Raw genomic sequence first — 22,275 nt, 5'->3', positions numbered from 1 at the left:
ATGACCACCGAAGCCAAGAAGACCTTCGCTCTCTCCCCCGAGGAGATCGAGCAGTTCCACCGGCAGGGCTTCATCGGCCCGTTCACGCTCTACACGCCGGAGGAGATGAAGGCGCAGTGGCGCAAGACGCGCCTGCAGCTGCTGGACCGCAGCGACGCCGTGTACCCGGACGACGCGCTGGCCGGCGCCACCAACATCTCCAACTACGACCGTCACCTCGACAACGACTTCCTCGCCTCCCACATCGGGCGCGCCGAGATCGTCGACCGGGTGAACTCCATCCTGGGCCCGGACGTCATCTGCTGGCGCACCGAGTTCTTCCCGAAGCACCCGGGTGACGAGGGCACCGACTGGCACCAGGCGGACACCTTCGCCAACGCCTCGGGCACCCCGCAGATCCTGTGGCCGGACAACTCCGACTTCGGCGGCACCATCACCGTCTGGTCGGCGTTCACCGAGGCCGCCGTCGAGAACGGCTGCCTGCAGTTCATCCCCGGCACGCACGAGTCGATGAACTACGACGAGACCAAGCGGATGCACTACGACCCCAACTCGATCAACTCGGTCGACAAGGACGGCGTCCGCCGCGGCTTCTTCGGCTACGACTACCGCCAGCTGCAGAAGGACCCGAACTGGACGCCGGACGAGGACCAGGCCGTCTCGCAGGTCATGCGGCCGGGCCAGTTCATCATCTTCTGGTCGACGCTGATGCACGCCTCGCACCCGCACGAGGGCAAGACCAACGAGATGCGGATGGGCTTCGCCTCCCGCTACGTGCCGTCCACCGTCACGGTCTACCCGGACAGCGAGCACATCGAGGAGTACGGCGGCCGGATCAGCCTGGAGCGCTACGGCTCCGTCCTGGTCAGCGGCGAGAACAACAACGCCGACAACCGCATGGTCACGGAGACCACCCGGGGGAAGAAGTTCTGACATGACCACCAAGACCCTGAGCGTGGTCGAGGTCCTCGAACTGTGCCAGCCGCTGCTCGCCGCGTCGTCGAAGACCCTGCGGGTCTTCCCGGCCGGCGAGCGGGCCGCGGAGGAGTACTCCGCGGCCGAGGCGGCCCGCTGCAACGAGGTCCTGGCCGCCGTCGGCGACGCGTACGGCCTGGTCGTCCCGTGGTTCGAGGCCACCGCACCCCAGCAGCCGTCCGCCCTGGAGGTCGCCCTCAGCACCTATGTCGACCTGGAGCTGGGCAGCTGGCGTCCCGTCGCCGAGAGCTCGGGGCACCCGGAGGATCTCGCGGCGGGCCCGTCGGGGCTCGCCGCCCTCCCGGGCCGGCGCCGGATCGAGGCGGCGGGCGTGCCCGCCTTCGAGGCCTTCTCCGCGGGCCCGGCCGGCGAGGAGGCGATCGTCCTGATCCTGCCCTCCGGTGTGCCGGCCACGCTGTTCCGGCCCTGGCTGGAGGAGCTGTCCTCGGGCCCCGACGGCCGGCTCGTCGTCACGTACGAGAACCCGTACCTGTTCGGCGACTGGCGTGACCTGGACACCCCGGTGGGCGACTTCGCCGAGGAGACCGCCCTGATGGGCGCGCTGCTCACGGAGTACGGGATCACCCGCGCCCACCTCGTCGGGATCTGCGGCGGGGCGCCGGTCGGTGTCGCCGCGGCGGCCGAGTTCGGCGACCGGGTGGAGACCCTCACGGTGCTCCACCCCGACCTGAACTTCGGCGCGGGCGTCATGCGCACCCCGTTCCAGAAGCAGTTCCAGAGCGTGCTGGCCACGGCCGCGGCCGGCGTCGAGCGGGCCCGGAACACGCTGAGCCTCTTCCTCGACCCCAACATGCTGTTCGGCGTGGAGCCGCGGCTCGCGCCGTTCATCCTCTACCCGTACGGGGACGTGGAGCTGTTCCACCGGTACGCGAAGCAGAACTACGCGCTCATGGCGTACGACGCGAACGAGGCGGCCCGGGCGATCACCCAGCGGGTGCTCATCGCCACGAGCAGCACGGACCGGATGACCCACCCCGACACCGCCCGCCACTTCGGCGACGTGGTGCCGGGCGAGGCCCGGGTCGAGGAGCGGGAGTCGGGGACCCACCACGACATCCTGATCCCGGACCCCGAGGTCTACACGATGCTGCGGGAGTTCATCGGCGGTGGCGCGTGAGCGCGGACACCCCTTCGGCCGCCGGTCCCCCCGGCTCCCGCACGGCCGCCCCGGCGGAGCGCGTCGCCCTGGTCACGCAGGCGACGCGCTACGCCGGGCCCGGCGCGGTCGAGGCGCTGCGCAAGGCCGGGTACACGGTGTTCTGCCAGGACGACGACTTCCTCGACGAGGCGGCCAGGGCCGCCTTCGAGGACGCCCGGGACGGCGCCGTCGCGAGTGACGCGAGGACCCCGGCCGGGGCGGTCGGGCAGGCCGTGAAGCGGTACGGGCGGCTCGACGTGCTGGTCAGCAACGACGTCTACCCGGCCCGCTTCCAGCCCGTCGACCAGCCCGACGCGGCCGAGCTGCGGCGGGCCGCCGAGGCGCTGCTCGTCACCCCGGCGGCGGTCCTCGGCAAGGCCGCCGCGCACATGAAGCGGCGGGGGAGCGGCCACATCGTGGTGCTGACCTCGGCCGCCCCGCTCCGGCCCGAGCACGGTTTCTCCGTCTACAGCTCGCTGCGCGCCGCGGCCTCCGTGTACGCGCAGGCCGCGGCTCGCGAACTCGCGCCGCACGGGGTGGTCGTGCACGCGGTCGCCCCCAACTTCCTGGAGTCCGAGACCTATTACCCGCCGGAGGCGTGGGCGACGGACGAGGGCCGGGAGAAGCTCCGCGGCCTGCTGCCGGCCGGCCGGCTCGGTACCGCCCGCGAGATCGGCGACCTGGTGGTCTTCCTGGCCAGTGGTTCCGCCGACTTCCTGACCGGCGACGTCATCCCCTTCACGGGCGGCTGGGCGTAGCCCCGCCGGTCCGGTCCCCCCCATAGCTGTCCTTAGCGACGAAAGTGAGAGTTCCGCTGTGAGTGCTCGGCAGACAACCATCGAGGAGTCCGAGGTCACGCCGGGTCGGAGCCTGGTGGAGCAGACCCTCGTCGAGATCTGGAAGACCACGCTGGACCGGGAGACCGTCGGGCTCGACGACGACTTCTTCGCGACCGGGGGCGACTCCCTCCTGGCGCTCGTCACCATCGAGCAGATCAACCAGCGGCTCGGCTGGTCCCTCAACATGGGCGACCTGCTGCGGTACCGCACCATCGGCAAGCTGTGCGCCAACAAGGCGATACTCCAGGCCGCGCCCACCGAGCGCTCCATGATCCGGATGAGCAACCAGGGCGCGCACACCCCGCTGGTCTTCATCCACCCGGGCACCGGCCTGGTCGACGGCTACGGGCACCTGGTGCGGCTGCTCGGCTCCGACCGCGCCTGCTACGGCATCCAGTCCCCGCACATCAGCGACGTGTCCGTCTCCGACGACATGCGGGAGCTGGCCCAGCAGTACGCGGACCTGATCGAGGACGAGTTCGGCGAGGACGACTTCCACCTCGTGGGCGCCTGCGCGGGCGGGGTGATCGGCTACGAGATCGCCCGGATCGCAGAGGAACGCGGCCTGGGCCTGCGGAAACTGGTGATCGTCGACGGCTACCTGGACGGCTCCCGCACCGGCGCGGAGGAGCCCGGCACGGAGCAGGTCCGGCTGGTCGACTACCGCTACGACATGCTGCGGCTCATCGCCCCGCACACCGAGCACGCCTCGCTCGACCCGGCCGACGCCGAGCACGAGAAGGTGTACGCGGAGGTGGCGGCGGTGCTGTTCGGCGCCGAGGCCGCGGCGCGGGGCGGCGGCGCGACCCTCTTCGCCGAGCGCGTCTACCGGGCCTTCCGCACCACCGCCCGGGCCCTGGAGACCTACCGTCCGGAGCCGTTCGACGTGGACGCGCTGATGCTGCTCGCCAAGGACAACGAGACCTTCGGGCAGTGGCGTGCGGCGATCACCGGGGAGCTGACCGCCGAGGTCATGGACTCCGACTCGTACGGCGTGAAGCTCTGCATGACCGACGCGGTCCAGATCGCCGCGCGCATCGACGACTTCGTGGGCGAGGGCTGAGGACCATGGGCAAGGCACAGCAGACGGACGAGGCGACCAACCCGTTCGAGAACGAGGCGGGCGTCTACCGCGTCCTGACCAACGCCGCCGGCGAGCATTCGCTGTGGCCCGAGTTCGCCGAGGTGCCGGCCGGCTGGGAGGCCGCGTTCGGCCCCGGGACGCGCACGGCCTGCCTCGGGTACGTGGAGGAGCACTGGACGGCCCTCGCGCCGGCCGCGACCACCGGACAGGACCTGCACTCATGACCGCACAGCTGGAGCACGCCGCGGGCGCCGCCGCCCCGTGGGCCGACGGGCTCGTCGGCCGCTTCGAGGCGACGGCCGCCCGGGTCCCGGCCGCCGTCGCCGTCACCGACGGCACGACCGAGCTGACGTACGCGCAGCTCGACGCCCGCGCCAACCGGATCGCGCACCGGCTCGGCGGCCTCGGCATACGCCCCGGCGACACCGTCGCCGTCGCGCTGCCGTCCTCGCCCGAGCTGGTCGCCGCGCTGCTCGGCACCCTCAAGGCGGGCGCCATGTACCTGCCGCTCGACCCGGGTTACCCGAGCGAGCGGCTGGCCTACATGACGGCCGACGCCCGCCCCCGGGCCCTGATCACCACCCCGGCCGTCGAGCCGGGCCTCGGCCCGGTGGACGCCGGCACGGCCCGGCTGTACCCGGGCGACGAGAGCGCCGAGCCGGACACCGCCCCCCGGGGCCGCGCCACCGGGCCCGGCCAGGGCGCGTACACGATCTACACCTCCGGCTCGACCGGCCGCCCCAAGGGCGTCGTCGTCACCCACCGCTCGCTGGGCAACTTCCTCGCCTTCATGGCGGACCGGTACGCGGTGGGCGAGGCCGACACGGTCCTGTCGACGACCCCGATCTCCTTCGACATCGCGGGCCTGGAGCTGTACCTGCCCCTGGTCGCCGGGGCCACCCTGCACCTGGTGCCCCGGGAGACCGCCGTGGACGGCGCCGCGCTGCGCCGCCGGCTCGCCGAGGCCGGGCCGACCCTGGTCCAGGGCACCCCGGCGCTGTGGCAGCTGCTGCGCGAGGCGGGCTGGTCGCCGGCCGAACTCCCGGCGGGCATCCGCCTGCTGTGCGGCGGCGAGGCGCTGCCGCAGGACCTCGCCGACTTCCTCGCGGCCGACGGGCACGCCGAGGTGTGGAACCTGTACGGCCCGACCGAGACCACCATCTGGTCGCTGCTCGCCCCGGTCCGCGCGGGCGAGCCCGTCACCATCGGCACCCCGATGTGGAACACCGGCGTCCATGTCCTCGACGAGCGGCTGCGGCCGGTCGCCGACGGCGAGCCAGGCGAGCTGTACCTGTCCGGCGACGGCCTGGCCCGCGGCTACCACGGGCGCCCCGGCCTGACCGCCGAACGCTTCGTCGCCTGCCCGTTCGGCGACACCCCCGGCGCCCGCATGTACCGCACCGGCGACGTCGTGCGGCGCCGCCCGGACGGCGCCCTCGACTTCCTCGGCCGCGTCGACGAGCAGGTCAAGATCCGCGGCTACCGCATCGAGCTCGGCGAGATCGAGGAGGCGCTGCGCCGCCTGCCCGAGGTCGCGCAGGCCCGGGTCGTGGTCCGCGAGGACGACGGCCCCGGCGCCACCCACCTCGCCGGCTACGTGGTGCCCGCCGCCGGCCACCGCCCCGAGCCGGCCGCGCTGCGCACCGCGCTCGCCGCCTGGCTGCCCGAGCACATGGTCCCGGCCGGAGTCGCCGTCCTGGACCGCTTCCCGCTCACCCCGGCCGGCAAGGTCGACCGCAAGGCCCTGCCGCCGCTGGAGTTCGGCACCGCCACCGCGTACCGCGCGCCCGGCACCGAGGGCGAGCGGGCGCTGGCCGCGCTCTTCGGCGAGGTGCTGCGCGTCGACCGGGTCGGCGCCGACGACGCCTTCTTCGACCTCGGCGGCAACTCGCTGCTCGCCACCCGCCTGGTGGCCCGCGTCCGCGCCGAGCTCGGCGTCGAACTCCCCCTCCGTACCGTCTTCGAGGAGCGCACCCCGGCCGCCCTCGCGCTCCGCCTCGACGCGGGCGCCCCGGCCCGGCCCGCGCCCCGCGTGCGGGAGCGCGGCGCGCACCTGCCCGTCTCGTACGCGCAGGGACGCCTGTGGTTCCTGCACCGCCTGGAGGGCCCCAGCACCACCTACAACCTGCCGATCGCGGTCCGTCTCACCGGCGCGCTCGACACGGACGCCCTGCGCGAGGCCGTGGACCACCTGGTCGCCCGGCACGAGAGCCTGCGCACCTACTTCGGCGAGGGCCCCGAGGGCGCCGAGCAGATCGTGGTGCCGGCCGCCGAGGCCCGGGTCGACCTCACGGTCCACGAGGTCGCCGAGGCGGAGGTGCGGGCCGCCGTCGACAAGGCCGCCGGATACCTCTTCGACCTGTCGGCGGAGATCCCCACCCGCGTCGACCTGTTCCGCACCGGCCCCGACGCGCACGTCCTGCTGCTCTGCATCCACCACATCGCCTCCGACGGCTGGTCGCTCGCCCCGCTCGTCAAGGACCTGTGCGAGGCGTACGAGGCGGCCCGGCGCGGCGCCGCGCCCGAGACCGCGCCGCTCGCGGTCCAGTACGCCGACTACACGCTGTGGCAGCGCGAGCTGCTCGGCTCCACCGACGACCCGGAATCGGCCATGTCCCGGCAGCTCGCCTACTGGCGCGAGCGGCTGGCCGGTGCGCCCGAGCTGCTCGACCTGCCCACCGACCGGCCGCGCCCGGCGCTCGCCACCTTCCGCGGCGACGTCGTGCCCTTCGAGGTGGGCGCGGAGCTGACCGAGCGGCTCCTCGCACTGGCCCAGCGCGAGCGGGCCAGCCTCTTCATGGTGCTCCAGGCCGCCGCCGCGACCATGCTGAGCAAGCTGGGCGCGGGCACCGACATCCCGCTCGGCTCGCCGCTCGCGGGCCGCGCCGACAGCGCGCTCGACGAACTCGTCGGCTTCTTCGTCAACACGCTGGTGCTGCGCACCGACACCTCCGGCAACCCGGCCTTCACCGAGCTGCTGGCCCGCGTCAACGCGTCGAACCTGGCCGCCTACGACCACCAGGACCTGCCGTTCGAGTACCTGGTGGAGGTCCTCAACCCGGCCCGCACCACCAGCCACCACCCGCTGTTCCAGGTGATGCTGGTGCTCCAGAACAACGTGGAGCCCGACTGGCGGCTGCCCGGACTCGACGCCGTCCACGAGACGGTGCCGACCCGGACCGCCAAGTTCGACCTGACGGTCGAGCTCACCGAGCGCTTCGACCGGGCGGGCCGCCCGGACGGTCTGCGCGGCGAGATCGAGTACGCCACCGACCTGTTCGACCGGGCCACCGTCGAGCGGTTCTCCCGCTACCTGCTGCGCGTCCTCGACCTGGTCGTCGCCGACCCCGCGCGGCGCCTCGACTCGATCGACCTGCTCGACGGCGAGGAGCGGGCCACCGTCCTCGACGGCTGGAACGCGACGGCGCTCGACCTGCCCGACGCCACCTTCCCCGCCCTCTTCGAGGCGCAGGTCGCGAAGACCCCCGACGCGCTCGCCCTCGTCCACGAGGACACCGAGCTGAGCTACGCCGAACTCGACCGGCGCGCCAACCGGGTCGCGCACTGGCTGATCGAGCGGGGCGTCGGCCGGGACGAGGTCGTGGGCCTGTCGCTGCGCCGCTCGCCCGACCTGCTGGCGAGCCTCCTCGGCATCCTCAAGGCCGGCGGCGTGTATCTGCCGCTCGACCCCGACTACCCGCCGGAGCGCCTGGCGTTCATGGTCGAGGACACCCGCCCGCGGGTCCTCATCACCACCGGCGACGTCCTCGCCAAGCTGCCCGCCGAGGCCCGGGACGTGCTCCGGCTCGAACTCGACGACGCGGCCGTACGGGCGGAGCTCGACGCGCGCCCGGAGCACGCGCCCACCGACGCCGAGCGGCGCGCCCCGCTGCGCGCCGACGACCTGGCGTACGTCATCTACACCTCGGGCTCGACGGGCCGCCCCAAGGGCGTCGCCGTCACCCACCGGGGCATCCCCAACCTGGCCCGCAGCTACATCGAGCGGTTCGGGCTCGACGCCGACTCCCGCTTCCTGCAGTTCTCGTCGATCAACTTCGACCCGACGTTCTGCGAGATGTGCTGCACCCTGCTCTCGGGCGCGGCCGTCATCCTCACCTCGCCGGAGGAGCTGCTGTCGCCGGACCGCCAGCGGGCGCTGACCGCCCGCTACCGGCCGACCCACATCACCTTCTCGCCGACGATCCTCGGCTCGATGGCCCAGGACGCGCTGGCCGCCGTCCCGTACCTCATGGTGGCCGGCGAGGCCTGCCCGCCGGGGCTCGCCGCGACCTGGTCGCGCGGCCGGACGATGATCAACGCGTACGGGCCGACCGAGGCGACCGTCGACGCGCTGTACTGGCGGGTCGGCGACGCCGGGAGCGCCTTCGAGGCCGACTCGGTGCCGGTCGGCCGCCCGCTGCGCAACACCCGCGTGTACGTGCTCGACGCGGCGCTGCGGCCCGTGCCGCCCGGTGTCGTCGGCGAGCTGTACCTCGCCGGCCACGGCCTGGCCCGCGGCTACCTCAACCGGCCCGGACTGACCTCCGAGCGCTTCGTGGCCTGCCCGTACGGGGAGCCCGGCGGCCGGATGTACCGCACCGGCGACCTCGCCAAGTGGCGCACCCTGCCCTCCGGCGAGGGCGTCGTCGACTTCGTCGGCCGCGCCGACGACCAGGTCAAGATCCGCGGCATGCGGATCGAACTCGGCGAGATCGAGGCCGTCCTCGACACCCACGACGACATCGCCCAGTCCGTCGTCGTCGTCCGCGAGGACACCCCCGACCACAAGCAGCTCATCGGCTACGTCGTGGCGAAGAGCGGCGAGGAGCGGGCGCACGACCTCGCCGAGGACATCGAGCACGTCGACAAGTGGCAGGAGATCCACGAGCAGGGGTACAGCGAGCAGGAGGACCTGGGCGTCGAGCAGGACTTCACCGGCTGGAACAGCAGCTACGACAACGGGCCCATCCCGCTGGACGAGATGCGCGAGTGGCAGGACGCCACCATCGGCCGCATCCTCGCCCTGAAGCCGCGCCGCGTCCTGGAGGTCGGCGTCGGCTCCGGCCTCATCCTGTGGAAGGTCGCCCCGCACGTCGACCACTACACCGGCGTCGACTTCTCGCCCTCGCTCATCCAGACCCTCGGCAACCGGGCCGCCGCCTCCGGGGAACTGCGCGACAAGATCATGCTGCGCAGCCTCGCCGGCCACGAGATCGGCGACCTCGCGGGCCACCGCTACGACACCGTCGTCATCAACTCCGTCGCCCAGTACTTCCCCAGCGTCCCCTACCTGATCGACGTGATCCGGCAGGCCATGGCACTCCTGGAGCCCGGCGGCCGGATCTTCCTCGGCGACATCCGCCACCTCGGACTGCTCCACCCCTTCCTCACCGCGATCGCCCTGCACGGCGGGGCGCACGCGGACGAGCAGGCCGCGGTGGTGCGCGAGCTGGTCGAACACACCATGGCCCTGGAGAGCGAACTCCTCCTGGACCCGGCCTTCTTCAGCCGCATCGGCGAGGAGATCCCCGAGGTCGCGGGCGTCGACATCCAGCTCAAGCGCGGCCACCACAGCAACGAGCTGACCGACTTCCGCTACGAGGTCGTCCTGCACAAGCAGGGCGCCGAGCTGGTCTCCGTCGCCGAAGCCGCCGAGCTGCCCTGGGACGGACCCGAGGCGCTGCGCGCGCACCTCGCGGACGGCCGGCCCGGTCTGCTGCGCGTCACCGGCATCCCCAACCGGCGGGTCGCCGCCGAGGTCGTCACCGCCCGGCGCATCCGCACCGAGAGCACGGCCACCGTCCGCGCCCTCGTCCCCGCCCAGCGGCCCGGCACCGACCCGGAGGCCCTGCACGCGCTGGCCGCCGAGTACGGCTACGAGGCCCGGCTCACCTGGACCGACGCCGCCGACGGCGACCTGTTCGACGCCGTCCTCCTCGGACCGGAGCGGGCCGGTGCGCCCTGGCTCACCGACGTCTTCCGGCACACGCCCGCCGAGGGCCGCGGCCTGTACGCGCACGGCAACGACCCGCGCGCCGAGGAGCGCACCCGCACGCTGGCCCTGGAGGTGCGCCGGCACGCGGCCCGGCAGCTGCCCGAGCACATGGTGCCCGCGGCGGTCGTGCTCCTCGACCGGCTGCCGCTCACCCCGAACGGCAAGCTGGACACCCGCAGGCTGCCCGCGCCCGACTTCACCTCGCGGGCCGTCCGGCCGCCGCGCACCGAGCGGGAGATCACCCTCGCCCGGCTGTTCGCGGAGGTCCTGGGCCTGGAGACGGTCGGCGTCGACGACCAGTTCTTCGACCTGGGCGGCGACTCGATCCGCTCCATCCAGCTGGTCAGCCGGGCCCGCGCGGAGGGCTTCGTCATCACCCCGCGCGATGTCTTCCAGCACCAGACGGTGGAGGCGCTGATCGCCTGCGCCGCGCAGGCCGCCGAGGCGGTCGACCCGGCCGCGGCCGCCGCGACCGAGCTGCCGCACTGGCTGAAGACCCTGGAGACCCCCGACCCTTCGTACGGCGAACCGGCCCTGGAATCCGCCGCGTTCGACCGGAACCTCGGCGCGGAGGCGGCCGGTGCGCTGCTCGGCGCGCTGCCCGGGATCTTCCACGCCGCGCCCGAGCACATCGCGCTCGCCGCGTTCGCGCCCGCGCTCATCGAGTGGCGAGCCCGCCGCCTGCCCGCCGCCCAGTCCGCGCTCCGCGTCGACCTGGCGACGGACCCGGCCCCGTACCCGTACCCGGTCAAGCTGACCCCGGGCCTGGCCGGAATCGACCGGGCCCTGACCGACCCGAAGGGCCTCGCCCGCGCCCTCAAGCGCGTCAAGGAACAGGTCCGCCAGGCCCCGGCCGAGGGCCGCAACTACGCGGAACTCGCTGCGGCCAACGCGGGGTTCGGACCGTCGCGGGTCGCCTTCCGGTACGGCTCCGGCGAGCCGGCCGACCCGGCGGCCCCGTACGCCCTGCTCGTGGAGGTCCGCCCCGAGGGCGAGGCCGTGGCGGTCCGCTGGCGCTGGGACACCGGGCTGTTCGGCGCGGAGGAGGTCGCCGCCCTCGCCGACCGCTTCGAGCAGCTCCTCGCCGCCCTCGCGGGCCTCACCGGCCACCCCGAGCTCGGCGGGCTCACCCCCTCCGACATCACCCTGCTGCCGCTCAAGCAGTCCACGCTCACCGAACTGGAGCGGAGCTACCCCGGCCTCGCCGACGTCCTGCCGCTCGCCCCGCTCCAGCAGGGCCTGCTCCTGCACGTCAGCGCCTCCGCCGACCCCGAGCACGACGACGACCCCTACCAGGGGCAGACCGTCTTCGACCTGGCGGGGCCGCTCGACGCCGAGCGGCTGCGCGCCGCCGCCCACGGGCTGCTCATGCGCCACGCCAACCTGCGGGCCTCCTTCGCCGTCCGCGGCCTGGAGAACCCGGTCCAGGTCATCCGCTCCACCGTCGAGATGCCGTGGCGGCTGCACGACCTGACCGGCCTGCCGCCCGCCGACCAGCAGGCCGAGCGGGACCGGATCGTCGCCGAGGACGCGGCGCTGCGCTTCGACCTGGCACACGGGCCGATGCTCCGCTTCAGCCTGATCCGCTACGCCGCCACCCGGCACGAACTCCTCGTCGCCGACCACCACATCCTGCTCGACGGCTGGTCCATGCCGGTCGTCTGGCACGACCTGTTCGAGCTGTACGCGGGCCGCGGCGAGCAACTGCCGCCGGTCACCCCGTACCGCGCCTACCTGGCCTGGCTGGCCGGGCAGGACGCGGCCGAGGCCGTCACGGCCTGGCAGGCGTACCTCGACGGGCTCGCCGGGCCGACCCGCGTCGGCACCCCGGGGCTCGCCTCCCACGTGCTGCCCCGGATGACGGGCGCGGTGCTGCCGGCCGAGCTGACCCGGGACCTGGAGCGGGCCTGCGGCCGCCTCGGGATCACCCTCAACACGGCCGTGCAGACCGCCTGGGGCCTGCTGCTCGGGCGGCTCACCGGGACGGAGGACGTCGTCTTCGGCACCACCGTCTCCGAGCGGCCGGCCGAGATCGACGGCATCGAGTCCGTCGTGGGCCTGCTCATCAACACCGTGCCGCTGCGGGTGCGCGCCGAGGCCGGCGAGCCGCTGCGGACCACCCTGACCCGGGTACAGTCCGCCCAGCTCGACGTCTTCCCCCACCGCCACCTGGGGCTCACCGAGATCCAGCGCCTGGCGGGCACGGGCGAGCTGTTCGACTCGTACTACGTATTCCAGAACTACCCCGACCAGGAGGACGAGGCCGCCGACCTCGGCGGGCTGCGCGCGAGCGAACGCACCGACGGCGCCAAGGGCGTCTCGCACTACCCGCTCGGCATCACCGTGATCCCCGGGGAGCGCCTGGAACTGCTCTTCGGCCACCACCCCGATCTCTTCGACGAGAAGAAGATCGAATTCGTCAAGGACACACTCATCGAGATCATCGAGACCATCGCGGGGGAGGCTCGGGCATGAAGAACTTCGTCCAGCTGGTCCGCGAACTGCCCACCGCCGTACGGATCATGCTGCTCTGCGCCATGGCACGCGCGATCAGCTTCTTCGGCATCCTCGCCTATCTGCCGATCTACCTGAACGACTCGCTCGGCATGAACGGCGCCACCGTCGGCTACGTCCTGGGTGTCTGCCTGCTCATCGGCACCATGGTGAGCGTCTACGGCGGCTACCTCGCCGACCGGTTCGTCAAGGTCGACTTCATGATCGTCCTGGACGTGCTGCTCACCGGCCTCTACGGCACGCTGCCCTTCCTGGACTCCCCGGTCCTGGTCATCGGCGTGCTGCTGGTCGCCAACACGGCCTCCTCCTCGATGAGCGTCACCGCCAACGCGCTCCTCGCCGACCTGCTGCCCTCGGAGAACCGCGCCAAGGTGTTCTCGCTGCGCTACTCGCTGCAGAACATCGGCGCGGCCGTCGGCCCCTTCCTCGGCGTGTTCACGGTCAAGGCCGGCACCGGCGGCCCGTTCTGGCTCGCGGCCGGCGTCATCTTCCTGGCCCTGCTGCCGCTGATCATCTTCCGCAGGCTGTTCACGGCGGGCCCGGCGAAGGCCGCCGCGGGCGCCGAGCCGGCCGAGGAGTCCTCCGACTCCGACGAGTCGATGAACTTCCGCGAGGTGCTGCGGGTCATGCGGGCCGACCGCCGGCTCGGCCTGTTCACCCTCGGCGGCATCCTCAGCATCGTGGTCTACGGGCCGCTGCTGACCTACATGTCCCAGTACCTGGTCCTGGTCGAGTCCCGTGACACCGCCTACCGGCTCGTCGCGTACATCTCGGCCGCCAACGCGATCGTCGTGATCTCCACCCAGTACGTCATCGGCAGCCGGCTCAAGGAGAAGACCCTGCTGCGCTGGCTCACCTGGGGCACCGGGGCCTTCGTCCTCGGCCTGGCCGGCATGGCGCTCTCCACCGACCTGTGGATCATCGTCGCGGCGATCGTGGTCTTCACGATCGGCGAGGTCATCGTGGTCCCCGCCGAGTACATGTTCATCGACAACATCGCTCCCGCGAACCTCCGCGGCAGCTACTTCGGCGCGCAGAACCTCGTCCACATCGGGGTCGCGATCGGTCCGATCATCTGTGGCTTCCTCCTCGTGCACGCCTCCCCGGCCGCGATGTTCGCCGCTCTGATCGCCCTGGTCGTCCTCGGCTGGTGGTTCTACGTGCTCGGCTGCCGCGCCTCCGCACCCGTCACCGAACCGCAGAAAGTGAAGCTGTGAGGTCAGCATGAGTTTCGACCAGATCGTCCAGACGACCCACTGTCCCTTCGCCAAGCCGTCCCGCATGGGCACCCCGGTCAGCGTCACCGGCACCGACGTCGAGGCCGGACTGCGCGAACACCGCGACACCATCGAGGAGTTCTTCGCCTCGGCGCGCGAGCGGAAGTTCGACGGCATGCTGCTCACCTTCGAGGATCCGGAGCTCGGCGCCACCCTGCCGGCCCTGACCCGGCTCACCCGGCGCTTCTTCGAGGCCCTGTGCGCGATCTACCCGTCGGTGTACATCCAGGACGACCCGGATCCGGACGAGACCTGGTACGCGATGATCGGCGGCGAGCGCTTCTTCGTCGTCTCCTTCGCACCCTGCTACCCGGAGCACTCGCCGCGGTACAACTTCGGCAGCCCGCAGACCTACTTCCTGCTCCAGCCGGCCTCCACCTTCGAGCGGAACGCCGAGCTGATCGACCGCCGCCGGGTCCGCATCCAGCGCGCCTTCAAGGCGACCGGCAAGCCGTACGACGCGGAGCTCGCCAACCTCGAGAACGACATGTTCAAGTCCGTCATGCCGATCGACCCGATCGACCGCCCCGTCCGGTGGTGGGAGGACGAGGCGACCGTGACGGCGCTGACGTCGCTGACCGGGCGGGCCGAGCCGACCGGGCGTCCGAAGGTCGAGCTGCGGAAGGCCGGCTAGCTCCGATGATCGAGGAACTGCTGCCCCGGCCGGTCGCGACCGCGGAAGCGTTCGGCGACCCGGCCGGGGCGCCGGTCCCCTTCCCGGGCGAGGAGCACCTGCTCGCCCGCGCCGTCCCCGCGCGGCTCCGCGAGTTCACCACCGCCCGGGCCTGCGCCCGGCGGGCCCTCGGCCGGCTCGGCGTGGCCCCCGTCGCCATCCCGTACGGGACCGACCGGGCCCCCCGCTGGCCGGCCGGGATCGTCGGGAGCATCACCCACTGCACCGGCTACCGGGCGGCGGCCGTGGCCCGCGCCACGGACCTGGCGGCGCTCGGCTTCGACGCCGAACCGCACGCCGCGCTCGACCGCACCGGGGTGCTGGGCCTGGTCACCGGCGAACAGGAGCGGGCCCACCTGGCCGAACTGGCCGAGGTCCGGCCGGACGTCCACTGGGACCGGGCCCTGTTCAGCGCGAAGGAGAGCGTCTTCAAGGCCTGGTCGCCGCTGACCGGCCGGTGGCTGGACTTCAAGGAGGCCGTCGTCGCCTTCCAGCCGCGCACCTCGACCTTCACCGCCCGGCTCCTCGTCGAGGGGCCGGTGGTGGACGGCGTACGGCTGACCGGGTTCGAAGGAGGGTTTCTCGTCAAGGACGGTCTGGTCCTCACGGCCACGACCGTACGGCGGCCCGACAATGGCCCCGATCCGCACCACCGATCGAGGGGACCGCTGTGACCAGCGCCTTTGAACCGACACTCGCCTCCTACGGGTGGGACTCCGACTGGGCGGACACGTTCGCCCCGCACGCCGGGGCCGGGCTCGTCCCGGCCCGGGTCGTACGGGTCGACCGCGGCCGCTGCGAGGTGGTCGCCGCCGCCACCGCCGACGCCTTCGCGCCCGTGGCGCCGTTACGCGCCGACACCGGGCCCGTGCTGGGCGCCGACCCCACCACCGCGCCCTGCACCGGGGACTGGGCGGCCGTCGAGGCGGCCCCCGCCACCGGCGGCGGGCCGGTCGTCCGGGCGCTGCTGCCCCGCCGCACCCGCTTCACGCGCTCCACCTCCTCGGCCCGCTCCGAGGGGCAGGTGCTCGCCGCCAACATCGACCTGGCGGTCATCGCGGTCTCGCTCGCCGTCGAGCTGGACCTCGGGCGCCTGGAACGCTTCCTCTCGCTGGCCTGGTCCAGCGGCGCCCAGCCCCTGGTCGTGCTGACCAAGACCGACCTCGTCCCCGACATCACCCACCTGGTGACCGATGTCGCCGAGGCCGGCCCGGGGGCGGAGGTCTTCCCCGTCAGCGCCTTCGACGGATACGGCCTGGACGCCCTCGCCGCGGCCCTCGCCGGCCGGACGTCCGCCCTGCTCGGCCAGTCGGGCGTCGGCAAGTCCACGCTGGTCAACGCCCTGCTGGGGACCGAGGAGCAGGAGTCGGGGGAGGTGCGCGGCAGCGACGGCAAGGGCCGGCACACCACCACCGCCCGCGATCTGCTGCCGCTGCCCGCCGGCGGGCTGCTCATCGACACCCCGGGGCTGCGCGGGGTCGGCCTGTGGGAGGCGAACGACGGTCTCACCCAGGTGTTCGCCGAGATCGAGGAGCTGGCCGCCCGCTGCCGCTTCCACAACTGCGAGCACCACGCCGAACCCGGCTGCGCGGTCCTCGCCGCCGTCGAGGACGGCACCCTCTCGCACCGCCGGTTCGAGAGCTACCGCAAGCTGCTGCGCGAAAGCGCCTGGATCGCCTCGCGCACCGATGCCCGGCTGCGCGCCGAGCTCGGCCGTGAATGGCGTCGACGCGAGGCCGCGGGGCGTGAGATGTACGAGCGCAAGCGCGGCGGGAAACACCGTAAGGCGTTCTGATGGTGGTCCGGCCACACCCGCTTCTCGGACAAGGGCGGCGGATGTGGCCACTTGCAGCCACTGCACCTTGGTGCCAACCGAACTTCTTGTAGCGCCCGTTCGGCCCTGGAAGATTACTCGACGACGGCAGGTCACAAACCTCTGTCGGGCTAAATCGAGTAAGCCACAAGCCACTTCGAGGGAATCGGACGGTAAGAAATGCGACGCAAGGCTTTTGTCTACCTGGTCTCGTGCGCCGTGGCCCTCTCGGCGACGGTGATGGGCGCCTCCGCCGCACAGGCCGCGGACACCCTGCACACGAGCAAGACGAGCGTGACCGACAGCGGCGACAGCTGGGGCTGGGACTAGCCCAGGGCCGCCCACGGCCCCTACCCACCATGCCAGAGAGGGCGAATTCCCGTGACCATTGACCAGGGCGTACTCCACTACGACTTGTCCACCGACGAAGTCGCCCAGCTGGACGCGCTGATCGCCGAAGTGACGCAGGCGGACTGCGACCCGGGCCACCCGAGCTTCCACGACGAGGCCTGGGAGCTGACCGGCCGGCTGCCCGTGGGGCTGCGGAAGTTCCTCGCGGAGTTCCGCCGCGACGACCCGGCCGCCGCGTTCAAGATCCGGGGATTCCACGTCGACGACCAGGGCGTCGGACCTACTCCCGGTAACTGGGCGGACGCCGCCTCCTCGTTGAACACCCGGCGCGAGGAAATCTTCCTCTCGCTCATCGGGAAATGCCTCGGTGAGATATTCAGCTGGCCCACCCTGCAGTCCGGCCGGATGATCCAGAATGTGCTGCCGATCGCCGGCGAGGAGAACGAACAGAGCGGTCACGGCAGCGATGTCCTGCTGGAATGGCACACCGAGGACGGATTCCACCCGTACCGCTGTGACTATCTGGCCCTTTTCGGAATCCGCAACCACGACCGGGTGCCGACCACCGTCGCCTCCATCCGTGACGTGACCCTCAGCGCGGAGACCCGCAAGACGCTGTCCGAGCCCCGCTTCTACATCCTTCCGGACGACGAGCACCTGCGTCAGCTCGCCGTCCAGCAGCCCGACCACCCGGGGCTGCTCCGGATGCGGGCCATGCGCGAGACCCCCGAGCCGGTCGCCGTCCTCTTCGGCTCCCCCGACTCCCCGTACCTGCGGATCGACCCCTTCTTCATGCGGTGCGTCGACGGTGACGCGGGCGCCGAGCAGGCCCTGAAGGAGCTCGTCGCCGAGCTGGAGCGGGCCACCCGGGACGTGGTGGTCGAGGCCGGCACGCTGCTCGTCGTCGACAACTACCTCGCCGTGCACGGCCGCAAGGCCTTCACCGCCCGCTACGACGGCACGGACCGCTGGCTCCAGAAGGCGATCATCACCCGTGACCTGCGCAAGTCGCGGGAGACCCGGGACACCGCCGCCGGCCGTGTCCTGATCTGATCCACCAGACAGGAGAAGGGGGAGAGGCGCGATGGCGGCGTCCCATGCTGTACCCATCGAGGCGGTGGTCCTGGCCGACGTGGCGATCGTCCTGCTGGTCGGGGCCGTCATGGTCCGGCTCGCCCGGCGGGTCCACCAGCCGCCCGTGGTGGCGGAGATCGCCGCCGGACTGGTGCTCGGGCCCAGCCTGCTGGGGCTCCTGCCGGGGAACCTGCCCGCGCTGCTCTTCCCGCCCGAGGCCAGACCGATGCTGTCGGCCGTCGCCCAGGTCGGCCTGGCGCTCTTCATGTTCCTGGCCGGCTGGGAGCTCGACCTGGGCAAGCTGCGCGGCCGCACCGCCTCCGTCGGCTCCACGGCGGTCCTCGCGATGGGCGTCCCCTTCGCGGTGGGCGCCGGGGCGGCGGCGCTGCTGTACGACTCGATGGCACCGGCCGGGGTCGGCCACGACATGTTCGTGCTCTACCTGGCCACCGCCTTCTCGATCACCGCGTTCCCGGTGCTCGCCCGGATCATCCGGGACCAGAACCTCGGCACCACCCGGGTCGGCACCACCGCCATGGCCTGCGCCGCGGCCGGTGACGTGGTCGCCTGGTGCGTGCTGGTCCTGGTGGTCGCCATGGCCGGCTCCGGCGGCACCGGCGGGTTCTTCCAGGTCCTGGCCTGGACGGCGGCGTACGCGGCGGCGATGCTCTTCGTCGTGCGGCCCCTGCTGCACAGGGCGCTGCGCTGGTCCGGCAGCGGCCGGCTCGCCGTCGTGGCCGCCGGTGTGCTGCTCTCCGCCTACGCCACCTCGTGGGTCGGCATCCACGCCATCTTCGGGGCCTTCGCCTTCGGCCTGATCATGCCGAGGCAGCGGGCGGGCGCCGAGCACGCCGCGCTGCACCGGCAGATCGAACTGCCGCTGGAGAAGGTCTCCTCGCTGCTCCTGCCGGTCTTCTTCGTGGTCACCGGCCTCTCCGTCGACATCGGCGGGCTCGGCTGGTCCGGCCTCGCGGCCCTGCTCCTGGTGCTGGTCGCCGCGGTGGTCGGGAAGTTCGCGGGCGCCGCGATCCCGGCCCGGTTCTCCGGGATGAGCTGGCGGGACGCGGGGGCCTTCGGCACGCTGATGAACACCCGCGGCCTCACCGAGATCGTCATCCTCGGCATCGGCCGCGAACTGGGCCTGATCGGGCCGGAGCTGTTCACCATGATGGTCCTGATGGCCCTGGTCACCACGGCCATGGCGGGCCCGATCCTGCGCCTGCTCGGTGTGGGCGGCCCGACACCCGACCCGGAGCGCGCCCCGCTCACCGGCACGCCGGCCAAGGAAACGATCGGAGCCGCCTGATGCACCCCTCCCGCCTCTTCGGCTACGAACACCGCGCCAACGGCACCGTCGTGATCACCCGCGGCTGTCGCATCGCCTCCGTCGTCCGCGGCGACGGCGAGGTCGACCGCTTCCTGGCCGAACTGGCCGAGGCCACGGCGGGCAGCGGCAGACAGCAGGTGCTCGCCCGCTGGGTGACCGGCGCTGTACCGGCCGTGTGAACGCACCGCAGGGCCTGTCCCCCGGACCGGGGGCTGGCCCTGCGGTGTTCCGTTCCGCTCCAGTCCGTTCCGTGTCTCAGGACCGGTCGGGCTCGGGCATCTCGTCGGTCTCCGCGACCCGGCGCCGGGCGCGGGCGGCCAGCTGCCGGGTGGCGGCCGGGGTGAGCCCCATGGCCGGGGCGATCTCGTCGAAGGGGACCCCGAAGTCGTCGTGCAGCACGTACGCGACCCGCTCGGCCGGCGGCAGGGCGTCCAGGACGGCCTCCTCACCGGGACCGGCGCCCAGGGGACCCGGCTCGGGCCCGCTCCAGGCGGCCTCGCGCTCGCGCAGCCGGGCCAGACAGACCTGGACCAGGGCGGACAGGGTGGGATCAGGGGGGCCGGACAAGGTGGGGTCAGAGGGGCCGGGCAGGGTGGCAGGGGGTGGGCCGGCCGGGGCGGGGGCGGGCGCGCCGGGCCCGGCGCCGCGCTCCGCCTCCCGCAGGGCCGCGTCGGCCTCGGCGTCGGAGCCGAGCAGGCGGTACGCGACCGCGCGCGGTCGCGTACCGGTGCGTACGGCATGGGTGTCCACGGTCAGTCGCCGTGTCCGGTCCCGCCGCTGCCGAAGCCGCCGCTGGAGATGCCGCCCCACTTGCGCTTCTCCTCGCTCGGCGGGTCGGGTGAGGTCTCGCTGCCGGATTCCTTGAGCTGGTACGGCATGAGCCGGTGTTCGCCGTCGGTCTGGGGCATCTCCGCCGGCCTGCGGTACTCGGACATCTCGCCGGGCAGCGCGTCGGTCTCGGGGCGGTGCGGCTGCTCCTCCGGGGCGGGTGGCTTGGACTCGCGGTCCTTGAGGCGCATGCCGAGTATGAAGGCGCCGATGAGGACGACGACCACGATCAGCCCGCCGAGGACCTGGGCGAGACCGGACTGCCAGACACCGGCCGCCGTGGTGACCTGGGCGGAACCCACGAGGAAAGTGTTCATACTCCAGGGATACCCCGTTTTGCTCCGTTTCGTCCTGCGGGGGGAATCCGGTTCTGAAACATTTCCCGGAGCCCATCGCGTATGTGAGGTGTAAGCGCACCGACAGCGAACACGACACGCGACGGAAGGGGGGACATGACGCACTCCCGCGCGGACGAGTTCCTGGAGTTCGCCGCAGCCCGTTCGGGCCACCTGTTCCGCTCGGCATGCCTGCTGACCAGCGGCGACACCCATCTCGCCGAGGACCTGGTGCAGGACACGCTCGGCCGGATGTACGTCCACTGGGGACGCATGACCCGGATCGGCAACCCGGCCGGGTACGCGCAGACCGTGCTCGTACGCGGCTTCCTCAGCCACCGCAGGCGCCGCTCGGCCACCGAGCGCCCCCTCGGCGAGCTGCCCGACCGGGCCCCCGACACCGGGGAGGACCCGGCCCTGCGGATCGCCCTGCTCGACGCCCTCGCCCAGCTCGCGCCCAAGGACCGGGCGGTGGTCGTCCTGCGCTACTGGGAGGACCGCAGCGTCGAGGAGACCGCCGACGCCCTGCACGTCAGCTCGGCGGCGGTCCGCACCCGCTCCACCCGCGCCCTGGCCACGCTGCGCCGGCGGCTCGGCGGCAGCATCGCCGAGTTCGCCGCCCGCTGACCCGGCCCACACACTTTCCCGACCCACGAACCCGAGACGGTGATCCCGCCATGCCTCAGCACGAGGAGCACGACGTGACGAACGGACGATTCGAGGAGGAACTGGGCGCGGTCCTGCGCCGCACCGGCGACGGCTTCGCCGCCGAGGACCGCCGCGAGCTGGCCACGGGTGGCCTGGCCCGCGGCCGCCGCCGGCTGCTGCGCCGCCGCCTCGCCGTGACCGGCGGCGCCTTCGCCCTCGCCGCGATCGGCGTGGGCGGGGTGTACGGCGGCTCCCTGCTCGGCGGCGGCGGTACGACCGACGACGCGGGCGTCTCGGTGGCGGCGGGCCCCAAGCCCAGCGGCGGCGAAACGGGCGAGAAGCCGGGCGACGAGCCGCGGATCCCCGTCGCCTCCCTCGCCGCCGTCCTCAAGGCCAACACCCCGGCCGGCACCTGGGAGATCCAGGACCCCGAGGGCCGGGGCCAGAGCGTCACCGCCGTGTACGACGACGGCAGGGGCAAGGCGGGCGTCACGGTCGGCCTCTACCGCGCCGAGGGCGCCTGGTCGGCGGACCAGATGAGCTGCCCGGACAGGGTCGCCGTCCCCTACGACCGTTGCGTCGCGGAGAAGCTGCCCGGCGGCTCCCGGCTGCTGATCGTCGAGGGGTACGAGTACCCCGACAAGCGCGTGGAGACCAAGAACTGGCGTGCGCTGCTGCAGACCAAGGAGGGCTTCATCGTCGACGCGAGCGAGTACAACGCGGCGGCCGAGAAGGACTCCCCGATCACCCGCGAGAACCCCCCGTTCTCCGCGACGCAGCTGAAGACCCTGGTCACGGCGGGCGGCTGGCGTCCGCTCCTGGAGCAGCTGCCGCCCCCGCAGACCAAGCCCGGCGGCTCCACCACGGACCCCGGCGCGCACGAGCCGAGCGGCGCCGCCGTCCAGGCGACGCTGCGCTCGCTGCTGCCCAAGAACCAGGGCCTCCGGGTCGTCGACAAGGGCGGCCAGGGCAGCTACGCCTACCTGGTCGTCGACGACGGCAAGGGCAGGAGCCTCGTCCAGATCAACGTCCAGCCGGGCATGACGGGCATCCGCGGCGACGTCTTCGGCGTCCCCGGCGTCACCACCGAGGCCGACGGCACGCTGGTGAGCCTGAGTGAGCGGCCGGGCGAGAAGGGTGGCGAGGGCGTCGTCTGGTGGAGCGCCGACACCCTGGCCCCCGACGACTTCCGGGTCGTCGTCTCCGCGTTCAACTCCGGCACCCAGCACGACGCGGCGACCCGCCCCGAGCCGGCGCTGACGACGGAGCAGATGAAGACGATCGCGCTGAGCCCGAAGTGGCGTGCGCTGACCGGGAAGTGACCCCCTGAACGACGGGCCGGACCTCGGCGGAGGTCCGGCCCGTCCCCCCTTCGCCCGGCCC

At 72.8% G+C, this 22,275-nt stretch carries 18 protein-coding genes; 16 read left to right on the top strand and 2 right to left on the bottom strand.

Features of this window, described 5'->3' with window-relative positions:
• The 14 genes from ACZ3ZE_RS19155 (at position 1) to ACZ3ZE_RS19090 (ending at position 19,260) form a co-directional block, all read left to right on the top strand.
• Positions 1-933, top strand: a complete 933-nt coding sequence (locus tag ACZ3ZE_RS19155) for a chlorinating enzyme (RefSeq protein WP_361176753.1) — start codon at positions 1-3, stop codon at positions 931-933.
• 1 nt (position 934) lies between these two features.
• Positions 935-2,113 (top strand): alpha/beta fold hydrolase, encoded by a 1,179-nt coding sequence (locus ACZ3ZE_RS19150; RefSeq protein WP_361620798.1) that lies wholly within the window; start codon positions 935-937, stop codon positions 2,111-2,113.
• Positions 2,110-2,892, top strand: coding sequence for an SDR family oxidoreductase (locus ACZ3ZE_RS19145; RefSeq protein ID WP_361176749.1), 783 nt, complete (start codon positions 2,110-2,112; stop codon positions 2,890-2,892). Before ACZ3ZE_RS19150 ends, ACZ3ZE_RS19145 begins: the two co-directional genes overlap by 4 nt.
• Positions 2,893-2,950: 58 nt before the next feature.
• Positions 2,951-4,036 (top strand): thioesterase domain-containing protein, encoded by a 1,086-nt coding sequence (locus tag ACZ3ZE_RS19140; RefSeq protein ID WP_361176747.1) that lies wholly within the window; start codon positions 2,951-2,953, stop codon positions 4,034-4,036.
• 5 nt (positions 4,037-4,041) lie between these two features.
• Positions 4,042-4,281 (top strand): MbtH family protein, encoded by a 240-nt coding sequence (locus ACZ3ZE_RS19135; protein ID WP_361176745.1) that lies wholly within the window; start codon positions 4,042-4,044, stop codon positions 4,279-4,281.
• Positions 4,278-12,527 carry an amino acid adenylation domain-containing protein gene (locus ACZ3ZE_RS19130; RefSeq protein WP_467259889.1) on the top strand — a complete coding sequence of 2,750 codons (8,250 nt, stop codon included), beginning with the start codon at positions 4,278-4,280 and terminating at the stop codon, positions 12,525-12,527. Before ACZ3ZE_RS19135 ends, ACZ3ZE_RS19130 begins: the two co-directional genes overlap by 4 nt.
• Positions 12,524-13,783, top strand: a complete 1,260-nt coding sequence (locus tag ACZ3ZE_RS19125) for an MFS transporter (protein WP_361176741.1) — start codon at positions 12,524-12,526, stop codon at positions 13,781-13,783. The genes ACZ3ZE_RS19130 and ACZ3ZE_RS19125 overlap by 4 nt, the downstream gene beginning before the upstream one ends.
• A 7-nt stretch (positions 13,784-13,790) precedes the next feature.
• Complete coding sequence (locus tag ACZ3ZE_RS19120; RefSeq protein WP_467259886.1) at positions 13,791-14,477, top strand: hypothetical protein; 687 nt, start codon at positions 13,791-13,793, stop codon at positions 14,475-14,477.
• 5 nt (positions 14,478-14,482) lie between these two features.
• Entirely contained in the window at positions 14,483-15,190 is a 708-nt protein-coding gene (locus ACZ3ZE_RS19115; RefSeq protein WP_467259883.1) for a 4'-phosphopantetheinyl transferase family protein, read from the top strand.
• Positions 15,187-16,311, top strand: coding sequence for a ribosome small subunit-dependent GTPase A (rsgA, locus tag ACZ3ZE_RS19110; protein WP_467259881.1), 1,125 nt, complete (start codon positions 15,187-15,189; stop codon positions 16,309-16,311). Before ACZ3ZE_RS19115 ends, rsgA begins: the two co-directional genes overlap by 4 nt.
• A 198-nt stretch (positions 16,312-16,509) precedes the next feature.
• Positions 16,510-16,659: a hypothetical protein gene (locus tag ACZ3ZE_RS19105; protein ID WP_165591009.1), complete on the top strand. Its 150-nt coding sequence runs from the start codon at positions 16,510-16,512 to the stop codon at positions 16,657-16,659.
• 51 nt (positions 16,660-16,710) lie between these two features.
• Entirely contained in the window at positions 16,711-17,733 is a 1,023-nt protein-coding gene (gntD, locus tag ACZ3ZE_RS19100; RefSeq protein ID WP_467259879.1) for a guanitoxin biosynthesis L-enduracididine beta-hydroxylase GntD, read from the top strand.
• A 31-nt stretch (positions 17,734-17,764) separates the two neighbouring features.
• Positions 17,765-19,060, top strand: a complete 1,296-nt coding sequence (locus ACZ3ZE_RS19095; RefSeq protein ID WP_467259876.1) for a cation:proton antiporter — start codon at positions 17,765-17,767, stop codon at positions 19,058-19,060.
• A complete protein-coding gene (locus tag ACZ3ZE_RS19090) occupies positions 19,060-19,260 on the top strand; it encodes a hypothetical protein (RefSeq protein ID WP_361620795.1) in 201 nt (66 codons plus the stop codon). Before ACZ3ZE_RS19095 ends, ACZ3ZE_RS19090 begins: the two co-directional genes overlap by 1 nt.
• A gap of 76 nt (positions 19,261-19,336) precedes the next feature.
• On the opposite strand, the gene ACZ3ZE_RS19085 is transcribed toward ACZ3ZE_RS19090, so the two are convergent.
• Both ACZ3ZE_RS19085 and ACZ3ZE_RS19080 read right to left on the bottom strand, forming a co-directional pair.
• The gene (locus ACZ3ZE_RS19085) at positions 19,337-19,831 is read right to left on the bottom strand and encodes a sigma factor-like helix-turn-helix DNA-binding protein (RefSeq protein ID WP_361620794.1); all 495 of its coding nucleotides are present in this window, start codon (positions 19,829-19,831) and stop codon (positions 19,337-19,339) included.
• Positions 19,832-19,833: 2 nt separating this feature from the next.
• The gene (locus ACZ3ZE_RS19080; RefSeq protein ID WP_361176725.1) at positions 19,834-20,226 is read right to left on the bottom strand and encodes a DUF6479 family protein; all 393 of its coding nucleotides are present in this window, start codon (positions 20,224-20,226) and stop codon (positions 19,834-19,836) included.
• 135 nt (positions 20,227-20,361) lie between these two features.
• Between ACZ3ZE_RS19080 and ACZ3ZE_RS19075 the strand changes: the two genes are divergently transcribed.
• Both ACZ3ZE_RS19075 and ACZ3ZE_RS19070 read left to right on the top strand, forming a co-directional pair.
• On the top strand, positions 20,362-20,871 hold the full coding sequence (locus tag ACZ3ZE_RS19075) for a SigE family RNA polymerase sigma factor (RefSeq protein ID WP_361176723.1): 510 nt from the start codon (positions 20,362-20,364) through the stop codon (positions 20,869-20,871).
• Between the two features lie 74 nt (positions 20,872-20,945).
• Positions 20,946-22,214 carry a hypothetical protein gene (locus tag ACZ3ZE_RS19070; protein ID WP_467259874.1) on the top strand — a complete coding sequence of 423 codons (1,269 nt, stop codon included), beginning with the start codon at positions 20,946-20,948 and terminating at the stop codon, positions 22,212-22,214.
• Positions 22,215-22,275 lie beyond the last annotated feature (61 nt).

This window comes from Streptomyces sp. NPDC023157 (genome assembly GCF_055560575.1).
This window is presented reverse-complemented; position numbering and strand designations above follow the sequence as displayed.

Excerpts from the sequence above, each read along its gene's own strand:
- ACZ3ZE_RS19120 (WP_467259886.1), top strand. The coding sequence starts at position 13,791 with ATGAGTTTCGACCAGATCGTCCAGACGACCCACTGTCCCTTCGCCAAG.
- ACZ3ZE_RS19135 (WP_361176745.1), top strand. The coding sequence starts at position 4,042 with ATGGGCAAGGCACAGCAGACGGACGAGGCGACCAACCCGTTCGAGAAC.
- ACZ3ZE_RS19105 (WP_165591009.1), top strand. The coding sequence starts at position 16,510 with ATGCGACGCAAGGCTTTTGTCTACCTGGTCTCGTGCGCCGTGGCCCTC.
- ACZ3ZE_RS19130 (WP_467259889.1), top strand. The coding sequence starts at position 4,278 with ATGACCGCACAGCTGGAGCACGCCGCGGGCGCCGCCGCCCCGTGGGCC.
- ACZ3ZE_RS19155 (WP_361176753.1), top strand. The coding sequence starts at position 1 with ATGACCACCGAAGCCAAGAAGACCTTCGCTCTCTCCCCCGAGGAGATC.
- ACZ3ZE_RS19095 (WP_467259876.1), top strand. The coding sequence starts at position 17,765 with ATGGCGGCGTCCCATGCTGTACCCATCGAGGCGGTGGTCCTGGCCGAC.
- ACZ3ZE_RS19080 (WP_361176725.1), bottom strand. The coding sequence starts at position 20,226 with ATGAACACTTTCCTCGTGGGTTCCGCCCAGGTCACCACGGCGGCCGGT.
- ACZ3ZE_RS19090 (WP_361620795.1), top strand. The coding sequence starts at position 19,060 with ATGCACCCCTCCCGCCTCTTCGGCTACGAACACCGCGCCAACGGCACC.
- ACZ3ZE_RS19075 (WP_361176723.1), top strand. The coding sequence starts at position 20,362 with ATGACGCACTCCCGCGCGGACGAGTTCCTGGAGTTCGCCGCAGCCCGT.
- ACZ3ZE_RS19125 (WP_361176741.1), top strand. The coding sequence starts at position 12,524 with ATGAAGAACTTCGTCCAGCTGGTCCGCGAACTGCCCACCGCCGTACGG.
- ACZ3ZE_RS19150 (WP_361620798.1), top strand. The coding sequence starts at position 935 with ATGACCACCAAGACCCTGAGCGTGGTCGAGGTCCTCGAACTGTGCCAG.
- ACZ3ZE_RS19115 (WP_467259883.1), top strand. The coding sequence starts at position 14,483 with ATGATCGAGGAACTGCTGCCCCGGCCGGTCGCGACCGCGGAAGCGTTC.